This window comes from Nonomuraea sp. NPDC050227, assembly GCF_044459705.1.
GTDB lineage: Bacteria > Actinomycetota > Actinomycetes > Streptosporangiales > Streptosporangiaceae > Nonomuraea.
In genome coordinates this window covers 367,435-383,674 of record NZ_JBITJF010000008.1, presented here as the reverse complement: position 1 = coordinate 383,674, position 16,240 = coordinate 367,435, and the positions used below count along the sequence as shown (strand labels likewise).

Here is a 16,240-nt window from a genome sequence, read left to right as displayed (position 1 = left end):
GGGCTGCGGCCCGCGCCGCCGGGGCTGGCATGATCGGAGCCATGACAGATGTGAACGGGCTCTCCATCGCGATCCTCGGCGGCACCGGCGACCAGGGGAAGGGGCTGGCGCGGCGGTTCGCGCTGGCCGGGCACACGGTGCTGATCGGCTCGCGCAGCGCCGAGCGGGCCCAGGAGGCGGCCGGCTCGATCGGCTCGGGCGCGCGGGGCGGGGCCAACGCCGACGTGGCGGCCGAGGCCGACGTCGTGATCGTGGCGGTGCCGTACGAGGGGCACAAGGCGCTGCTGGAGTCGTTGCGCGCCGAGCTGGCCGGGAAGATCGTGGTCGACTGCGTCAACCCGCTCGGCTTCGACAAGCAGGGCGCCTACGCGCTGCCGGTGGAAGAGGGCAGCGCCGCCCAGCAGGCCGCCGCGGTGCTTCCCGAGAGCCGGGTCGTGGCGGCCTTCCACCACGTGTCGGCCGTGCTGCTGATGGACCCCGCCGTGGAGAAGGTCGACCTCGACGTGCTGGTGCTCGGCGACGACCGCGAGGCGACCGACACCGTGCAGGCGCTGGCCGAGCTGATCCCGGGGGTGCGCGGCGTCTACGGCGGCCGGCTGCGCAACGCCCACCAGGTCGAGGCGCTGACCGCCAACCTCATCTCGATCAACCGCCGCTACAAGGCCCACGCCGGGCTGCGCGTCACCGACGTCTAGAGCCAGCCCGCGTCCTCGGCGACGCGGACGGCGTCGATCTTGTTGCGGGCGCCCGTCTTGGTGATCGCGGCCGTGAGGTAGTTGCGCACCGTGCCCGGCGACAGGTGCAGGCCGGCGGCGATCTCCTCGGCGGTCGCGCCCCTGGCCGCCTGCCGGAGCACGGTGGTCTCGCGGGGGGTGAGCGGGCTCTCGCCGTACTCCATGGCCGAGGAGACCAGCTCGCTCTCCAGCACGCGCAGGCCGGCCGCGGTGCGCCTGATGGCCTCGGCCAGGCGGTCGCCCGGCGCGTCCTTGACCAGGAACGCCTCGATGCCGGCGGCCAGCGCCCGGCGCAGGTGGCCGGGCTGCCCCATGGCCGTGAGCACCAGGATCCGGCAGGACGGGAGCCGTTCGCGCAGCTCGGCGGCGGCGGTGATGCCGTCGGTCACCGGCAGGTCGATGTCCACGACCGCCACGTCGGGCCGGACGTCGAGGGCCACCGGCACGATCTCGTCGCCGCGCACGACCTCCGCCACCACCTCGATGTCCGGCTCCAGCCGGAGCAGGGCGGTGAGCGCGGCGCGGATCATGTGCATGTCCTCGGCCAGCAGCACCCGGATCACGCCGGAACCTCCATGGTCAGCAGGAAGCCGCCGCCGTCCGTGGGGGCGGCGGCGCACGTGCCGCCCGCCTGGGAGGCCCGTTCGGCGAGCCCGGTGAGGCCACCGCCGGGCACGCCGGGCTCAGCGCCCGGCTCGCCGCCGCCCGCGCCGTCGTTGGCGACCTCCAGGCGGACCCGGCCGTCCCGCAGCGACGTGGTGATCGTGCAGGTGGTGGCCCTGCTGTGACGCAGGACGTTGGTGACCGCCTCGCGCACCCCCCACGCCAGCGCCTCCTCGGCCCGCCGCGGCAGCGCCACGTCGGCCAGGTGCGCCTGGCAGCTCACCCCCGACGACTCCAGCAGCGCCGCCGCGCGGTCGGTCTCGCCGCTCAGCGACATCGCGCGGTAGCCGCGGGCCACGTGGCGGACGTCCTGGGCGGCCTCGCGGGCGACGCGTACCAGCTCGCCCACCTCGCCGCGGGCGGAGGCGGGGTCGCGGTCCATCAGGCGGGCGGCCAGGTCGCCCTTGAGCGCGATGGCGGTGAGGCTGCGGCCCAGGCCGTCGTGCAGGTCGCGGGAGATGCGCAGGCGTTCCTTGAGCACGGCGGCGTCGGCCAGCTCGGCCCTGGCCTCCTCCAGCTCGGCGGCGACGCGGACGAGCCGGACCAGGACGTAGATCATCGAGCCGGTGATGGGGATGGCGATCACGTAGAACAGGGTGACCACGGCGTAGTGGGGGCCGATCCACATGGTGGCGCCCTCGTACAGCATCATGAGGACGACCAGCGGCACGGCCCAGCGCAGCCCCAGGAACACCAGCAGGGTCCCGGCCAGCAGCGGGGCGGCGATCGACGACCAGCCGCTCGGCAGCAGGTAGTCGCCCGCGTAGGTGACGACGGCCTGGAGCACCAGCGTGGCCGGGAACAGCGGCGGGCGCCCGCCGCGCAGGGCGGCCCGCATGTTGACGTAGTGGGTGGAGACGACGGCGACCGTCACGGCCGCCGCGAGCAGCCCGATCGCCGGGCCGCCCATGAAGTAGAGCAGCCCGATGAGCGAATAGACGACCGAGACGCCCGTGATGAGCACGCGCGCGAGCCTCTGCGCCGAGGACGAGACCACCACAGCAGCGATTATGTCCGACTCAGGACCGGCGCGGTTCCCAGCGGAACCACGACCGGATCGCCACCACGCCCACCACCGCCCACCCGGCCAGGACGAGCGCCGGCACGAGCGCCTCCCCGGTCTTCGCCGCGTGCACCACGGCCGAGGTGGGCAGCAGGTCCAGCACCGGGCTCAGCCAGGAGGGCAGCGGGATCGGCCCCATCGCGCCCGCCGACACCGCGGCGACCAGGAACACCGGCATGGTGAACGCCCCGGCCAGCTCACTCCGCGGGATCGCCGCCGTGTACGCCGCCCCCAGCAGCGCCATGACGGCCGAGCCCGCGGCGGTCACGGCGGCGAACAGCAGCGGGTCGTCCGGCAGCGGCACCCCGGCGGCGAACCGCACGGCCACCGCGCACAGCACGATCACCAGGAAGGTCTGCGTGGCCGTGCTGGCGACCTGGCCGGCCAGGATCTGCGCGTCGGTCAGCAGCCCGGCGCGCAGCCGCTTGAGCACGAGCTGGTCGCGGCGGTTGGTCAGGGCGACCGCGATGTTCATGAACGCGGTGAGCGCCAGCACGATCGCCAGCGAGCTGTGGAACACCGCCGTCGCGAACGGCACGCCGCCCCCGGTGACGTGCCGCATCAGCGCCGGCATGCCCACGGTCAGCCCGACGGGGGTGATCACCGAGGCGGCCAGCATGGCGCGGTCGCGCCAGAACAGGCGGGTGCCGAGACGGTAGGTGGCGGTCAGGCTCATCGGGCGCTCCTGGGCAGGTCGAGGAAGAGGTCTTCGAGGGTGGCCGCGCGGACCTCCAGGCCGGTCAGCCGCAGCCCGCGGCCGGCCGCCCAGGTCAGCAGCGTCTGCGCGGCCAGGTCGGGGTCCTCGGCCCGGCAGACGGCGGCGCCGCCGTCCACGGTGACCGGCAGCGGCAGGTCGTCCGCGGAGATCCCGGCGGGCAGCCGGAACGTCACCCGTCCGCCCCGCGCGGCCAGCGTCTCGGCCATGCCGCCGGCCGCGACGATCTCACCCCTGTCCATGATCGCCATGGACGAGGCCAGGCGCTGGGCCTCCTCCAGGTAGTGGGTGGTGAGCAGGATCGTGGTGCCGCGCGCGGCCAGGCCGGAGACGACCTCCCACGTGTTCGCGCGGGCCTCGGGGTCCATGCCGGTCGTGGGCTCGTCGAGGAACAGCACGTCGGGGCGGCCGAGCAGGGCGAGCGCCAGGTCGAGCCGGCGCTTCTCGCCGCCGGAGAGCTGGCGCACCCTGGTCCCGGCCCTGTCCGTCAGGCCGGCCAGGTCGAGCGCCTCCCCGGCCGGGCGCGGCGCGGGGGTGAAGTCGCGCCAGACCGCGACCGTCTGGGCGACCGTCAGGTCGGGGAAGAACCCGGCCTCCTGGAGCATGATGCCGACGCGCTGCCGGACGGCCGCGCGGTCGGACCAGGGGTCGAGGCCGGCGATCCGGACGGCGCCGCCGTCCGGCCGCTGGAAGCCGGCCAGCACCTCGACCGTGGTGGTCTTGCCGGCGCCGTTCCGGCCGAGCAGGGCGAAGATCTCGCCCTCGCCCACCCGGAACGACACGCCCCTGACCGCCGGGAATGTCCCGTGGTTCTTCCTGAGCTCGGTCACCTCGATCATGTGTCCGACTATGGCCGGACGGGTCAGGGGGCCGACAGTGAAGAATTCACGACTTCCTGGACAGCTTCAGCAGCGCGTCCGTGACCCCCTCGGGGTCGATCACCTGGTGCAGGTGGAGGCCGGGCAGCCGGGTCACCGGCCAGCCGCGCCCGGCCGCGTCGCGGGCCACCTCCTCGTACGGCGGCCCGAACCACAGGCACGAGCACCTGACCGCGTCCCAGCCCGCGGGCACGGGGACGGGCTGCGTGTAGTAGTCGAGGGGCAGTCGCGGCTGCTCGCCCGTGACCAGCAGCCGCTGGGCGGGGTCGGGGAGCATGGCCACGATGTCCTCCTCGTCCCACCAGTCGGTCCAGCGCGGCAGCACGCCGTCGGGGCCCGCCAGGCCGCGCAGGAACGGCAGGAAGCCCTCCTCGGCCGTCCTGACCAGCCCCTGGGACGGCGGCACGTGCGCGTCGGCGAACACGCAGGCCACCACCCGGTCGCCCAGCCCCTCCTTGATCACCGGCACGAAGAACCCGGCGTTGCTGTGCGCCACCAGCACGAGCGGCCCGTCGGAGGGCACGGCCGCGCGCACCGCCGCGGCCACGCGCGGCCAGTACGGCGCCCCGCCGGCGGACACGCCGGTCAGGTCGGGGACGACGGCCGCCCGGCCGCGCCGCCCCAGCGACTCGGCCACCGGAGCCCACGTCGAGGGCCCGACGGAAGGGCTGTGCACCAGCACGAAGGTCGTTTCCATGGCCCCCACCCTGTCAGACGACGAGGGCGTGCCGGGAGACGGGTTTCCCGGCGCCGTCGTAGGCCGCCCAGGCCGCCGCGAGGTCGCACACCGCCCGCGACAGCTCCTCCTCGGGGAACAGGAAGTGCAGGCGCAGGTGGGCGGCGTGGCCGCCCAGCGGGTCGAAGGAGCCGCCCGGCGGCACCGCGACGCCGTGCCGGAGCGCCACCTGGGCGAAGGAGCCGGCGTCGCCGCGCGGCAGGCGCACCCAGACGGTCTGGCCGCCCTGGGCCGGCTCGAACGTCCAGGACGGCAGGCGCGCCCGCAGCTCGGCGCACAGGTGGTCGTGCCGCCGGCGCAGGGCGCGTACGCGGGTCTCGCGCACCTCGTCGAGGCGGCGCAGCAGCGCGACGGCGGCGAGCTGGCTGAAGACCTCGCCGCCGAGATCGTGCACGGCCCGCAGCCGGGACAGCCGCGAGACCACCGGCGCCGCCGCGCGGATCCAGCCCACCCGCAGCCCGCCCCACACCAGCTTGCTCAGCGAGCCGACGGTGACGACCCGCTCGCCCCCGCCGAAGGCGGCCACCGGCGCCGGCGTCCCGCCCGAGAAGCACAGCTCGGCGCAGACCTCGTCGTCGATCAGCGGCACGTCGTGCGCGGCGGCCAGGGCGGCCAGCCGCCTGCGGCCCGGGTCGTCCATGACCGCGCCGTCGGGGTTGCGCGCGGTGGGCACGCCGTAGACCAGCGCCGGCCGCTCGCGCACGGCGGGCCGTGCCTGGTCCTCACCCAGGTCGACGGGCTTGACGACGGCCGCCGCGTGCCGGAACACCTCCAGCGCGCCCGGGTACGTCGGCGACTCGGTCAGCACGGTGTCGCCCGGCGCCACCAGCAGCCCGGCCAGCAGCGTGAGCGCCTGCTGCGCGCCCGTCGTCACCATGATCTGGTCCGCCGTGGTGGGCAGGCCGCGCGCGGCGTAGTAGCCCGCCAGCGCCTCGCGGAGCGCGGGGTGGCCCGCCGGGTGGTAGCCCAGGTCGCGCAGGCCGGCCACCCGCGCCCCCGCCTCCTGGTACGCCTCGAACAGTGCCGGCGGCGGGTCGTCCGGCGCCGCGCAGGTCAGCAGCCGCACGCCGTCGGAGTCGTGCAGGAGGTTCAGCATCAGCGGGTTGGCCGCCACGCCGTCGGCCGTCCTGGTGGCCGGCGGGTCGCCCGGCGCGACGCGGGTGCCGCTGCCCTGGCGGCGCGTCACCCGGCCCTCCTGCTGGAGCAGCTCGTAGGCGGCGACCACCGTGCCGCGGCCGACGGCGAGCCGGTCGGCCAGCACCCGGTCGGGCGGCAGCCGTTCGCCGGGCGGCAGCACGCCGTCGTCGACGAGCGCCCGCAGCCGGGCGGCGAGCAGCAGGTAGAGCGGCCCGCGCCCGGAGGCCCACCGGCCCAGCAGGTGGACGAGGTCATCGGGATTGGCTCTATTCATGGACCAATTCTCCGGTATTGGCTCTGCACCCGCACACCAATCCGGGGGATATTCGATGACATGAGTGATTTTCGCCCTGAGACGCGTGCCGTCCACCTGCCGCAGCCCCCGGTCGAGGGCAGCCGGCCGATCGGCATGCCCATCTACCAGAGCGCCGGGTTCGCCTTCGACGACCCCGAGCTGATGGGCGTGGCGATGACCCGTCCCGACGACGCCTTCGTCTACGGCCGCGACACCAACCCCACCGTGCGCGCCCTGGAGCTGGCGGTGTCCGGCCTGGAGGGCGGCGCCGCCGCGCTGGCCGCCGCCTCCGGCATGGGCGCGATCAACACCGTGCTGCTCGCCCTGCTCAAGCCCGGCGACCACCTCATCGCCCAGCGCTCCCTGTACGGCGGCACCGCCACGATGCTCAACGACCTGGCCGGCAGGTTCGGCATCGCCGTCACCCACGTCCCCGAGAACGACCCCGCCGCGTTGCGCGCCGCCGTCCGGCCCGAGACGCGGCTGGTCTACCTGGAGACCATCAGCAACCCGCTGGGGCTGGTCGCCGACCTGCCCGCGATGTGCGCCACGGCCCGCGAGCTGGGCGTCCTGTCGGTGGTGGACAACACCTTCGCCACGCCCGTGCTCTGCCGCCCCCTTGAGCACGGCGCCGACGTCGTCGTGCACTCCGCCACCAAGTACCTGTCCGGCCACGGCGACGTGATCGGCGGCATCGCCGTCTTCGCCGACCCCGACCTGTACGGCAGGGTCTGGCACTTCGCCACCGAACTGGGCGCCGCGGCCGCGCCCTTCACGGCCTGGCTGACGCTGCGCGGGATCCAGACGCTGCCGCTGCGCATGGAGCGCCACTGCGCCAACGCCGACCTCCTGGCCCGCCGGATCGCCGAGCACCCCGCCGTGTCGGCCGTCCACTGGCCGGGGCTGCCCGCGCACCCGTCGTACGAGCTGGCCGCCAAGCTGCTGCCCGCCTTCGGCGGCGTGTTCTCCTTCGAGCTGGCCGGCGGGCGGGCGGCGGGGGAGGCGTTCATGCGGTCCGTACGGCTGGCGCGCATCGCCCCCTCGCTCGGCGGCGTCGAGACCCGCGTCATGCAGCCCGCCACCACCTCCCACCGCTTCCTCGGCCCGGAGGACCTGGCCAGGCACGGCGTGAGCGAGGGCATGGTGCGCGTGGCCGTGGGCATCGAGCATCCCGAGGACCTGTGGGCAGACGTGGCCCAGGCGCTCGGATAGCGTCGGCTCATGCCCGCCGATCGCGGGCGCACGACCGAAGGAGAGCCGTGACCACCGTCACTTACCAGGACGTCCTCGACGCGGCCGGCCGGATCGAAGGGCACGTGCTGCGCACGCCCGTCCTGGAGATCTCGCCGGGCCTGTTACTGAAACTGGAGTTGCTGCAGCACTCGGGCTCCTTCAAGGTGCGGGGGGCCTTCAACCGCATCCTGTCGGCCGGCCCGTTGCCCGCCGCCGGGGTCATCGCGGCCAGCGGCGGCAACCACGGATTGGCCGTCGCCCACGCCGCCAGGGCGCTCGGCGTGCGGGCCGAGATCTTCGTGCCGGAGGTGACGAGCCCGGTGAAGGTGGCCGGGCTCAAGGCGCTCGGCGCGCACACCACCCAGACCGGGGCGATCTACTCCGAGGCCGCGGAGGCCGCCGCCAAGCGCGCCGCCGAGACGGGGGCGCTGGCCGTGCACGCCTACGACCAGATCGAGGTGCTGGCCGGGCAGGGCACGACCGGGCTGGAGATCATGGAGCAGACCGGGGGCGTGGACACGGTGGTGGTGGCCGTGGGCGGCGGCGGGCTCGCCGGCGGGATCACCCTGGGGGCCCGTGCCGGGGGAGACGCGCCGCGGATCGTGGCGGTGGAGCCGTACGCCATCCCCACGCTGCACGAGGCGCTGCGCGCCGGGCGTCCGGTGCCGGTGCAGGTGGGCGGGGTGGCGGCCGACGCGCTCGGCGCCACGCAGCTCGGCGGGCTGGCGTTCGAGGTGTTGTCGGGGGCCGGGGTGGACAGCGTCCTGGTGGACGACGACGCGATCGTCGCGGCCCGGCGGACGTTGTGGGAGCGGCACCGGCTGGTGGCCGAGCCCGCGGGCGCGGCGGCGTACGCGGCGCTGCTGTCGGGGGCCTACCGGCCCGCGGCGGGTGAGCGGGTGGCCGTCGTGGTCTGCGGCTCCAACACCGACCCCGCCACGCTCTCCGGCGCGGCGGGGTGAGCCCGACCCAGGTGCGCGGGACGCGGGAACGCGCCCGGGGCCTTTCCGCGGTGCGGGAACGCGCCCGGGGCCTTTCCGTGGTGGGAGAAGGCGCCCGGGGCCTTTCCGGGGCGCGGGAAGGCGCTCGCGGTCAGCAGTAGGTGTGCTCGGGGGCCGGGAAGGCCCCCGAGGTCACCTCGTCGGCGAAGGCCCGCACCGCGCGGTCCATCTCCGAGGCCAGGTCGAAGTAGCGCTTGACGAACTTGGCCGGGCGCGGCGTCAGCCCCATCATGTCCTGCCACACCAGGACCTGCGCGTCCGTGGACGGCCCCGCCCCGATGCCGACCGTGGGGATCGACAGCGACGTGGTCACCCGGTGGGCCAGATCGGCCGGCACGCACTCCAGCACCACCGCGAACGCCCCGGCCCGCTCCAGGTCCTTGGCGTCGGCCATCAGCTCCTCGCCCGACTGGCCGCGCCCCTGCACCCGGTAGCCGCCGAGCGCGTTGACCGACTGCGGCGTGAGCCCGAGGTGCGCCATGACCGGCACGCCCGCCGACACCAGCGCCTCGACCTGCGGCAGCACCCGCCGGCCGCCCTCCAGCTTGACCGCGTGCGCCCCCGCCTCCTTCATGAACCTGGCCGCCGACTCCAGCGCCTGCTGCGGCGACCCCTGATACGACCCGAACGGCAGGTCCGCCACGACCAGCGCCCGCGACGACCCCCGCACCACGGCCGCGGTGAGCGGGACGAGGTGGTCGAGGGTGACCGGGAGGGTGGAGTCGAAGCCGTAGACGACCATGGCCGCGGAGTCGCCGACCAGCAGCACGGGCACGCCCGCCTGGTCGAACACCCGGGCCGTCATCGCGTCGTAGGCGGTGACCATGGGCCACCGCTCTCCGCGCTCCTTGGCCGCCGCGAGGTCGCGGACGGTGACCCGGCGGCCCGACGCGCCGCCGTACAGCGTGGTGGAAGACATGGAACTCCCTCCAGAAACGTCTCGAGGCGTCCCAGTGACGTCCCCGGACTCCTTCGATGATGTCATGAGGGGAAATCCAGTGGCGAAACTGTCGGTGCCTCTTGACACAATCGACGCGGAGGTAAACGACACACCATGGCTCTCGACCAATACCGCAGGCTCTTCCGGCTGCCCGGCGTCCGCACTCTGCTCCTGGTGGGGATGCTCGCGCGCGTCCCGGCCACCGCCATGGGAATGGCGCTCACCCTCCACGTGGTCTTCGGGCTGCGCCTCGGCTACGTCGAGGCCGGCGTGGTGACGATGGCCAGCACGGTCGGCATGGCCGTCGGCTCGCCGCTGTCGGGCCGGTTCGTCGACCGCCACGGGGTGCGTCCCGTGCTCGTCGTCACCACCCTGGCCCAGGCGGTGTTCTGGTCGTGCGCGTGGGCGCTGCCGCTGCCCGCCCTCGCCGTCGCGGCAGCCGTGGCGGGCCTGCTCAACCTGCCGGTGTTCAGCGTGACCAGGCAGTCGCTGGCCGCGCTGGTGCCGCCGGAGCAGCGGCGCACCGGGTTCACGCTCGACTCGATGCTGGTCGAGCTGTCGTACATGACCGGTCCCGCGCTCGCCGCGGCCGGCATCACCACGCTGGGCAGCACGACGACGCTGGTCCTCATCGGCGTCGGCATCACGGCCGCGGGCCTCGGCCTGATCGTGTTCAACCCGCCCACCCGGTCGGCCGTCGAGCTGGAGGGGCCGGTGGTGAAGGTGCCGCGGCGGCAGTGGCTCACGCCGGGCTTCGTCGCGCTGCTCGGCACCACGGCGGCGGCCACCTTCATCCTCACCGCGACCGAGCTCGGGCTGGTGGCCACCATCAACACCGCGGGCGAGACGCAGTGGGTGGGCCTCGCCGTGGCGATCTGGTGCCTCTACTCGCTGGTCGGGGGCTTCGTCTACGGCGGGCTGTCGCGCGGCTTCTCGCCCCTGGTGCTCATCGCGGGCATGGGCCTGCTGACCATCCCCGTGGGCCTGGCCGGCGCCGACTGGCGGTGGCTGATCCTGGCGATGCTGCCCGCCGGCCTGCTGTGCGCCCCGGCGCTGTCCTCCACCGTCGACGTGCTCAGCCGCTGGGTGCCCGCCGCGGCCAGGGGCGAGGCGATGGGCCTGCACGGCACGGCCCTGCTCATCGGCGGTGCCGCGTCCTCGCCGATCGCCGGGGCGATCATCGACGGCAGCGGGCCGACGTGGGCGTTCGTGGTGGCGGGGCTGGTCGGGGTGGTCATGGTGGCGGTCGCGCTGCCGCTGTGGCGGCGGCGTCCGCCGGTCGCGGGCACGCCGGTCGGGGCCAAGGAGCACGTGCTGCCTCCGGCGGCGGCCAAGAGCTGATCCGGCGGCGGTTCCAGCCTGCCGGCCGTTCGGGCCGGGGGGCCTGTCAGCGGTGTCCGCAGGGCCTTGGGACGGCCTGTGCGGGGGGTGAACGGGGTTTCCCGTTTGTTTCCCCGTGCGCACTCCGCCCGTCAGGCGAAAGTTACGAAACGAGACCGTTGCGTATCGGAATACCTTGCGATACGGTGACGTTGCGAAACTTGGTCGTATCGAAATTAAGGACGTTCTCATGGATCAGAACGCGGGGCATCCACGCAGGTGGGGCATCCTGGGAGTGCTGGTGTTCAGCCTCCTGGCGGTCGTGCTGGACAACACGATCCTCAACGTGGCGATGAAGACCATCGCCGACCCCCATGCCGGCTTGGGCGCGACGCAGGGTCAGCTGGAGTGGGCGATCAACTCCTACACGCTGGTGTTCGCCGGGCTGCTGTTCACCTTCGGCGTGATCGGCGACCGCACGGGCCGCAAGCGCATGTTGTTCATCGGCATGGCGCTGTTCGGCCTGGCCTCGCTGGCCAGCGCCTACTCCCAGGACCCGATGCAGCTGATCCTCGCCAGGGCGGCGATGGGTATCGGCGGCGCGGCGATCATGCCGGCCACGCTGGCGATCATCTCCAACGTGTTCCCGCCCGGCGAGCGTGGCAAGGCGATCGGCATCTGGGCCGGCGGCGTGGGGCTCGCGGTGGCGATCGGCCCGATCACCGGCGGCCTGCTCATCGAGCACTTCTGGTGGGGCTCGGTGTTCCTGATCAACGTGCCGATCGTGGTGATCAGCATGTTCCTCATCGCCGCCTTCGTGCCCGAGTCGCGTGACCCGAAGCCGTCCAGGCTCGACCCGGTGGGCGTGCTGCTGTCGATCATCGGTCTGGTCGCGCTGGTCTACGGCATCATCCGCGGCGGCGACCTGGGCACCCTGGCCAGCGCCGAGGTGATCGTCCCGACGGTGGCCGGCCTGCTCGTGCTGGGCGTGTTCGTGTGGTGGGAACGTCGCATCGACAACCCGGTGTTCGACGTGCGCAACTTCAGCAACGTACGGTTCAGCTCGGCCATCGGCATGATGGGCCTGGTCTTCTTCGCGATGATGGGCGGGATGTTCTTCCTGACCTTCTACCTGCAGATCGTGCTGGGCTTCAGCCCGATCCAGGCGGGGGCCCTGATGATCCCGTTCGCCGCCGCGCAGCTCATCTTCGCGCCGCTCAGCCAGCGGGTGAACCAGCTCTTCGGCGCCAAGCTGTCGGCCACGGTCAGCATGCTCGTGGTGACCGCGGCGCTGGGCAGCTACGCGCTGATGGACGTCGACACGCCCGTGGTGCTGATCGAGATCATCTTCTTCGTCCAGGGCGCGGCGATGGCGAACATCATGCCGCCCGCGACCACCGCCATCATGGAGGCGCTGCCCAGGGAGAAGGCCGGTGTGGGCTCGGCCATGAGCAACACCGTCCGCCAGGTCGCCGGCGCGCTCGGCGTGGCCGTGCTCGGCTCGGTCCTGTCCAGCAGCTACCGCGGCGAGATCGCCTCGGCGCTCCCGGCCGGCGCCCCGCACGCCGCCGGTGAGTCGATCATGGCGACGATGGAGTTCGCCGGGAAGCTCGGCGAGCGCGGCCATGCGCTGATCAAGCCCGCCTTCGCCGCCTTCGTCGACGGCATGCACGTCACGGCGATGGTGTCGGCCGTGATCGGCCTGGTGGGCGTCGCGGTGGTGGCCAAGTGGATGCCGGGCAAGGCGCGCCCGGTCCAGCAGGCGGAACAGAAGGAACCAGCGGTAGTGTGAGGCCGCGATGACGATCCAGGATTCAGGGACTGCCCGCCCGGCGGGCCGTCCGCGCAGCGAGAAGGCCGAGAAGGCGATCATCGACGCGACCCTCGACCTGATCGGCGAGGGCATGGGGGTGTCGGAGCTGTCGATCGAGGCCATCGCGTCGCGGGCGGGCGTCGGCAAGACCACGATCTACCGGCGCTGGTCCAACAAGGAGGACCTGGTCGTCGACGCCCTGTCCACGCTGAAGGCGCCGCTCCCGCCGCTGTCCGGCATCTCCGTGCGTGACGACCTGATCGTCCTGCTCGACGCGATGCGCCGGGAGGCGGGCCAGGCCCGCACCCGCTGCGTGATGAACATCGCGATGAGCGAGGCCGATCGTTATCCCCGGCTGATGGAACGCTTCGTGAAGCGGGCCGTCGAACCGCGCAGGGAGGCGCTGCGCTCGGTGGTCGAGCGCGGCGTCGCCACCGGCGAGCTCCGGCCCGACCTCGACGTCGACCTGGTGATGGCCCTGTTCTCCGGCACGATGATGTGGCAGTCGAAGTGGGGGCCGGCCGGCGACCTCCCGGCCGACCTGGCCGAACGGGTGGTCGACATGGTCCTGCTCGGGCTGGCCGGAGACCGCGCCGAGCCCTGAGCCGCCCTCACCCGCCACGGAGGCGCGTCCCTCGGGACGGCCTCCGTTCGTCGTTCCGGGGGCCTGTGCCCTACTGTCGCGCCATGCCCTGACCCGCCTGCGCCGCCGGGCCGGGGGCGTCGGTCAGGGTGAAGGGCACGGTGGCGGCCACGCGGCCGTTGACGATGACGTCGAGCTCGCGCGGGCCGGGCGGCTCGTTGCGGGTGGTGACCGGGCGGAAGGAATGGCTCTTGCGCAGCGTGAACGCCGCCCCCTCGGCGGTGGCCGAGCGTTCGCCCAGGTGGAAGACGCGGCGCGAGCCCGCCCGGCGGACGGCGTACCTGAGCACCAGCGGGCCGGGCGCGCCCGCCGTGACCGTGACGGTGAAGGTCAGGCTGCCGCCGACGGCGACCGTGTCGGACTCCAGGGTGAGCGCCCGCGCCGAGCCGCTGCCCGGCGTGGCGCCCAGCAGCGCGAGCGCCTCGGGATGCCCGGACCGCAGCAGCCCGCGCACCGCGTGGCGGACGACCCGCTCGACGTGCGAGCCGCCGCCCGCCCGCCAGCGGGCCAGCACGGCGAGCGCCGCGTCGGGGTGGTCCTTGGCCAGGTCGTTGACGTGGTTGGCGACCGAGCGGCGGACGTATTCGCTCGGGTCGTCGCGCAGCAGGTCGAGCAGGGGCAGGGTGGGGCCGGGCGCCATCAGCCAGCCGACCCGCGGCGCCCACGGCAGGCGCGGCCGGGAGCCTTCGGAGGCCAGGCGGCGCAGGTGCTCGTCGGGGGATTCGGCCCAGCCGTACATGATCTTGAGGGCGTCGTCGCGGTGGTGGTCGAGGTAGGGACGCACGGCGAACTCGCTTGTCGAGTACGGCGTGAGCGCCGCCAGCGTGGCCATCGCCGCCTCCAGGTGGCCGAGCCCGTGGACGGCGGTGTGGTCGGTGAGCGGCCAGCCGCTCCACAGGTCGAGCTCCCCGCGCGCGGCGCAGGCCCGCACCAGCTCGGCGGCCCGCGGGTAGGGCAGCGGGAGGGCGTCGTGGAGGGCCGCGGAGACGTGCCTGACGCGGCCCTTCAGCTCCAGTGGGCCGAGCCCGGCCAGGGCGTGCTCGGTGAACCGGGCGCGCGGGAACGACGGCCACACGGCGGCCATGCCGCCGGCCAGCACCGAGACGGACCGGGCGTTGATCAGGTCTTTGAGCGGTTGTGCCACGCGCCCACCCTGCCACGCACGACCGACAATCCGCCCGCCCCTCCGGAGTGGCGGGGGCGGGCGAGCCTGCCGGTCGTCTTGCGGAAGAAGGCGGGCGGGGCAGCCCGTCGTCCTGCGGGGGGACGACGGCGGTGGGTCAGCCGGTCGTCTCCCGCCACCGGTTGGTGATGGGCAGACGGCGGTCGCGCCCGAAGTTCTTCGGCGTGATCTTGGGACCCGGCGGGTACTGGCGGCGCTTGTACTCCGCCAGGTCCACCAGCCTGATCACCCGCGTGACCAGCGCCGGGTCGTGCCCGGCCGCGATGAGCTCCTGCGAGCCCATGTCCTTCTCCACATAGTCGTCCAGCAGCCGGTCCAGCACCTCGTACGGCGGCAGCGAGTCGGTGTCGCGCTGGTCGGGACGGAGCTCGGCGCTGGGCTCCTTGGTGATCGAGTTCTCCGGGATCGGCTGCTCGACGGCCATCAGGAAGCCCTCGCAGGTGTGCGCGTTGCGCCACCTGGCCAGCTCCCACACCATCGTCTTCGGCACGTCCTTGATCGGGGCGAAGCCGCCGGCCGAGTCGCCGTAGAGGGTGGAGTAGCCGGTCGCCAGCTCGCTCTTGTTGCCGGTGGTGAGCACCAGGTGGCCGTGCTCGTTCGAAAGGCCCATGAGGATCATGCCGCGCACCCTGGCCTGGAGGTTCTCCGCGGCCAGGCCGGACAGCTCGATCTCCTTCTCGAAGGCCGTGACGATCTCGGCGATCGGCGCGATCCTGGAGTTGATGCCCTGCCTGGCCACCAGGTCCTCGGCGTCGGCCAGCGAGTGGTCGGAGGAGTAGCGCGAGGGCATGAGCACGACGTGGACCCGGGACGGGCCGATCGCGTCGGAGGCGATGGCCGCCGTCAGGGCCGAGTCGATGCCGCCGGACAGGCCCAGGATGACCGACTGGAAGCCGTTCTTGGCCACGTAGTCGCGTACCGCGAGCACCAGGGCCGAGTACACCTCGGCGGCCAGGTCGAGCCGCTCGGCGACGGGGGCGGGCGCCGCCGGGTAGGGCGCCACGGGCTCCTGCGAGAGCACCCGGCGCTCCACGGTGATCGTGGTGCCGTCGAGGGCGTCGTGGGGGAACGTCCCGGGCTCGGCGTCGGCGACCGGCAGGTCGAGGTCCACGACCAGCAGCTCCTCGCGGAACTGACCGGCCCGCGCGACCAGCTCGCCCGAGCCGTCCACGACGATCGAGTCGCCGTCGAAGACCAGCTCGTCCTGGCCGCCGACCTGGTTGACGTAGGCGAGCGCGCAGCCGGCCTCGCGCGCCCTGCGGGCGCACAGCTCCAGCCGTACGTCGTCCTTCTCCTTCTCGTACGGCGAGGCGTTCGGCACCACCAGCAGCCCGGCGCCCGCCTGGCCGACGACGGACACCGGCCCGCCCTCCTGCCAGAGGTCTTCGCAGACCGCGATCGCCACGTCCACGCCGTGCAGCCGGAAGATCGGCAACCGGTCGCCGCGCACGAAGTAGCGGTACTCGTCGAACACGCCGTAGTTGGGCAGGTGGTGCTTGGCCGTGCGGGTGACGACCTCGCCCTTGTGCAGCAGCGCGGCCGCGTCCAGCGGCGCGCCCTTGGGCTGCCCCACGCGGGGGGCCAGGCCGGCGCGGTCGACGTAGCCGACGACCACGGGGAGGTCGCCCAGTCCCTCGCGGTCGAGCCTGCGCGCCACCTCCTCCAGGGTCCTGATGCTGGCGTCCACGAAGGACGTGCGCAGCACCAGGTCCTCGACGGGATAGCCGGTGAGGAACATCTCGGTGAAGACGACGAGGTGAGCGCCCCGCTCGGCGGCGTCACGGGTCCACGCGACCAGCCGCTCGGCGTTGGCGGCGAGGTCGCCGACGGTCGGGTTCGTCTGTGCCAGGGCTATGCGCAGTTGTGCCACGTCATTAGCCTAGTAC

General features: G+C 73.7%; 15 protein-coding genes. 6 read left to right on the top strand and 9 right to left on the bottom strand.

Features of this window, described 5'->3' with window-relative positions:
- Positions 1-41: 41 nt before the first annotated feature.
- Positions 42-695: an NADPH-dependent F420 reductase gene (gene npdG, locus ACIBK9_RS30815; RefSeq protein ID WP_358294256.1), complete on the top strand. Its 654-nt coding sequence runs from the start codon at positions 42-44 to the stop codon at positions 693-695.
- Here the strand turns inward: npdG and ACIBK9_RS30810 are convergent.
- From ACIBK9_RS30810 to ACIBK9_RS30785, 6 genes are read right to left on the bottom strand one after another with little or no spacing between them, the layout of a single operon-like run.
- Positions 692-1,297 (bottom strand): response regulator transcription factor, encoded by a 606-nt coding sequence (locus tag ACIBK9_RS30810; protein WP_352323860.1) that lies wholly within the window; start codon positions 1,295-1,297, stop codon positions 692-694. The two genes, npdG and ACIBK9_RS30810, sit on opposite strands and share 4 nt — an antisense overlap.
- Complete coding sequence (locus tag ACIBK9_RS30805; RefSeq protein ID WP_397162290.1) at positions 1,294-2,397, bottom strand: sensor histidine kinase; 1,104 nt, start codon at positions 2,395-2,397, stop codon at positions 1,294-1,296. Before ACIBK9_RS30805 ends, ACIBK9_RS30810 begins: the two co-directional genes overlap by 4 nt.
- Positions 2,398-2,416: 19 nt before the next feature.
- On the bottom strand, positions 2,417-3,136 hold the full coding sequence (locus ACIBK9_RS30800; RefSeq protein WP_387666006.1) for an ABC transporter permease: 720 nt from the start codon (positions 3,134-3,136) through the stop codon (positions 2,417-2,419).
- Positions 3,133-4,014 carry an ABC transporter ATP-binding protein gene (locus ACIBK9_RS30795; protein WP_397162289.1) on the bottom strand — a complete coding sequence of 294 codons (882 nt, stop codon included), beginning with the start codon at positions 4,012-4,014 and terminating at the stop codon, positions 3,133-3,135. Before ACIBK9_RS30795 ends, ACIBK9_RS30800 begins: the two co-directional genes overlap by 4 nt.
- A gap of 46 nt (positions 4,015-4,060) precedes the next feature.
- Complete coding sequence (locus ACIBK9_RS30790) at positions 4,061-4,750, bottom strand: alpha/beta hydrolase (RefSeq protein ID WP_397162288.1); 690 nt, start codon at positions 4,748-4,750, stop codon at positions 4,061-4,063.
- Between the two features lie 13 nt (positions 4,751-4,763).
- Positions 4,764-6,200 carry a PLP-dependent aminotransferase family protein gene (locus ACIBK9_RS30785; protein WP_397162287.1) on the bottom strand — a complete coding sequence of 479 codons (1,437 nt, stop codon included), beginning with the start codon at positions 6,198-6,200 and terminating at the stop codon, positions 4,764-4,766.
- Positions 6,201-6,260: 60 nt separating this feature from the next.
- Between ACIBK9_RS30785 and ACIBK9_RS30780 the strand changes: the two genes are divergently transcribed.
- Entirely contained in the window at positions 6,261-7,433 is a 1,173-nt protein-coding gene (locus ACIBK9_RS30780; protein WP_397162286.1) for a trans-sulfuration enzyme family protein, read from the top strand.
- Between the two features lie 47 nt (positions 7,434-7,480).
- Positions 7,481-8,416: a serine/threonine dehydratase gene (locus tag ACIBK9_RS30775; protein WP_397162285.1), complete on the top strand. Its 936-nt coding sequence runs from the start codon at positions 7,481-7,483 to the stop codon at positions 8,414-8,416.
- A gap of 130 nt (positions 8,417-8,546) precedes the next feature.
- Here the strand turns inward: ACIBK9_RS30775 and panB are convergent, their stop codons facing one another.
- Positions 8,547-9,374, bottom strand: a complete 828-nt coding sequence (gene panB, locus ACIBK9_RS30770; protein ID WP_397162284.1) for a 3-methyl-2-oxobutanoate hydroxymethyltransferase — start codon at positions 9,372-9,374, stop codon at positions 8,547-8,549.
- A 135-nt stretch (positions 9,375-9,509) separates the two neighbouring features.
- Here panB and ACIBK9_RS30765 point away from each other — a divergent pair, with 135 nt between their 5' ends.
- From ACIBK9_RS30765 to ACIBK9_RS30755, 3 genes are all read left to right on the top strand, one after another.
- Positions 9,510-10,736 carry an MFS transporter gene (locus tag ACIBK9_RS30765; protein WP_397162283.1) on the top strand — a complete coding sequence of 409 codons (1,227 nt, stop codon included), beginning with the start codon at positions 9,510-9,512 and terminating at the stop codon, positions 10,734-10,736.
- A gap of 229 nt (positions 10,737-10,965) precedes the next feature.
- The gene (locus ACIBK9_RS30760) at positions 10,966-12,507 is read left to right on the top strand and encodes an MFS transporter (protein ID WP_358294236.1); all 1,542 of its coding nucleotides are present in this window, start codon (positions 10,966-10,968) and stop codon (positions 12,505-12,507) included.
- A gap of 7 nt (positions 12,508-12,514) precedes the next feature.
- Complete coding sequence (locus ACIBK9_RS30755; RefSeq protein ID WP_387666025.1) at positions 12,515-13,132, top strand: TetR/AcrR family transcriptional regulator; 618 nt, start codon at positions 12,515-12,517, stop codon at positions 13,130-13,132.
- Positions 13,133-13,202: 70 nt separating this feature from the next.
- Here ACIBK9_RS30755 and ACIBK9_RS30750 read toward each other — a convergent pair whose 3' ends face one another.
- On the bottom strand, positions 13,203-14,315 hold the full coding sequence (locus tag ACIBK9_RS30750) for a DNA alkylation repair protein (protein ID WP_397162282.1): 1,113 nt from the start codon (positions 14,313-14,315) through the stop codon (positions 13,203-13,205).
- A gap of 136 nt (positions 14,316-14,451) precedes the next feature.
- A complete protein-coding gene (locus ACIBK9_RS30745; RefSeq protein WP_358294231.1) occupies positions 14,452-16,224 on the bottom strand; it encodes an NAD+ synthase in 1,773 nt (590 codons plus the stop codon).
- Between the last annotated feature and the right edge of the window lie 16 nt (positions 16,225-16,240).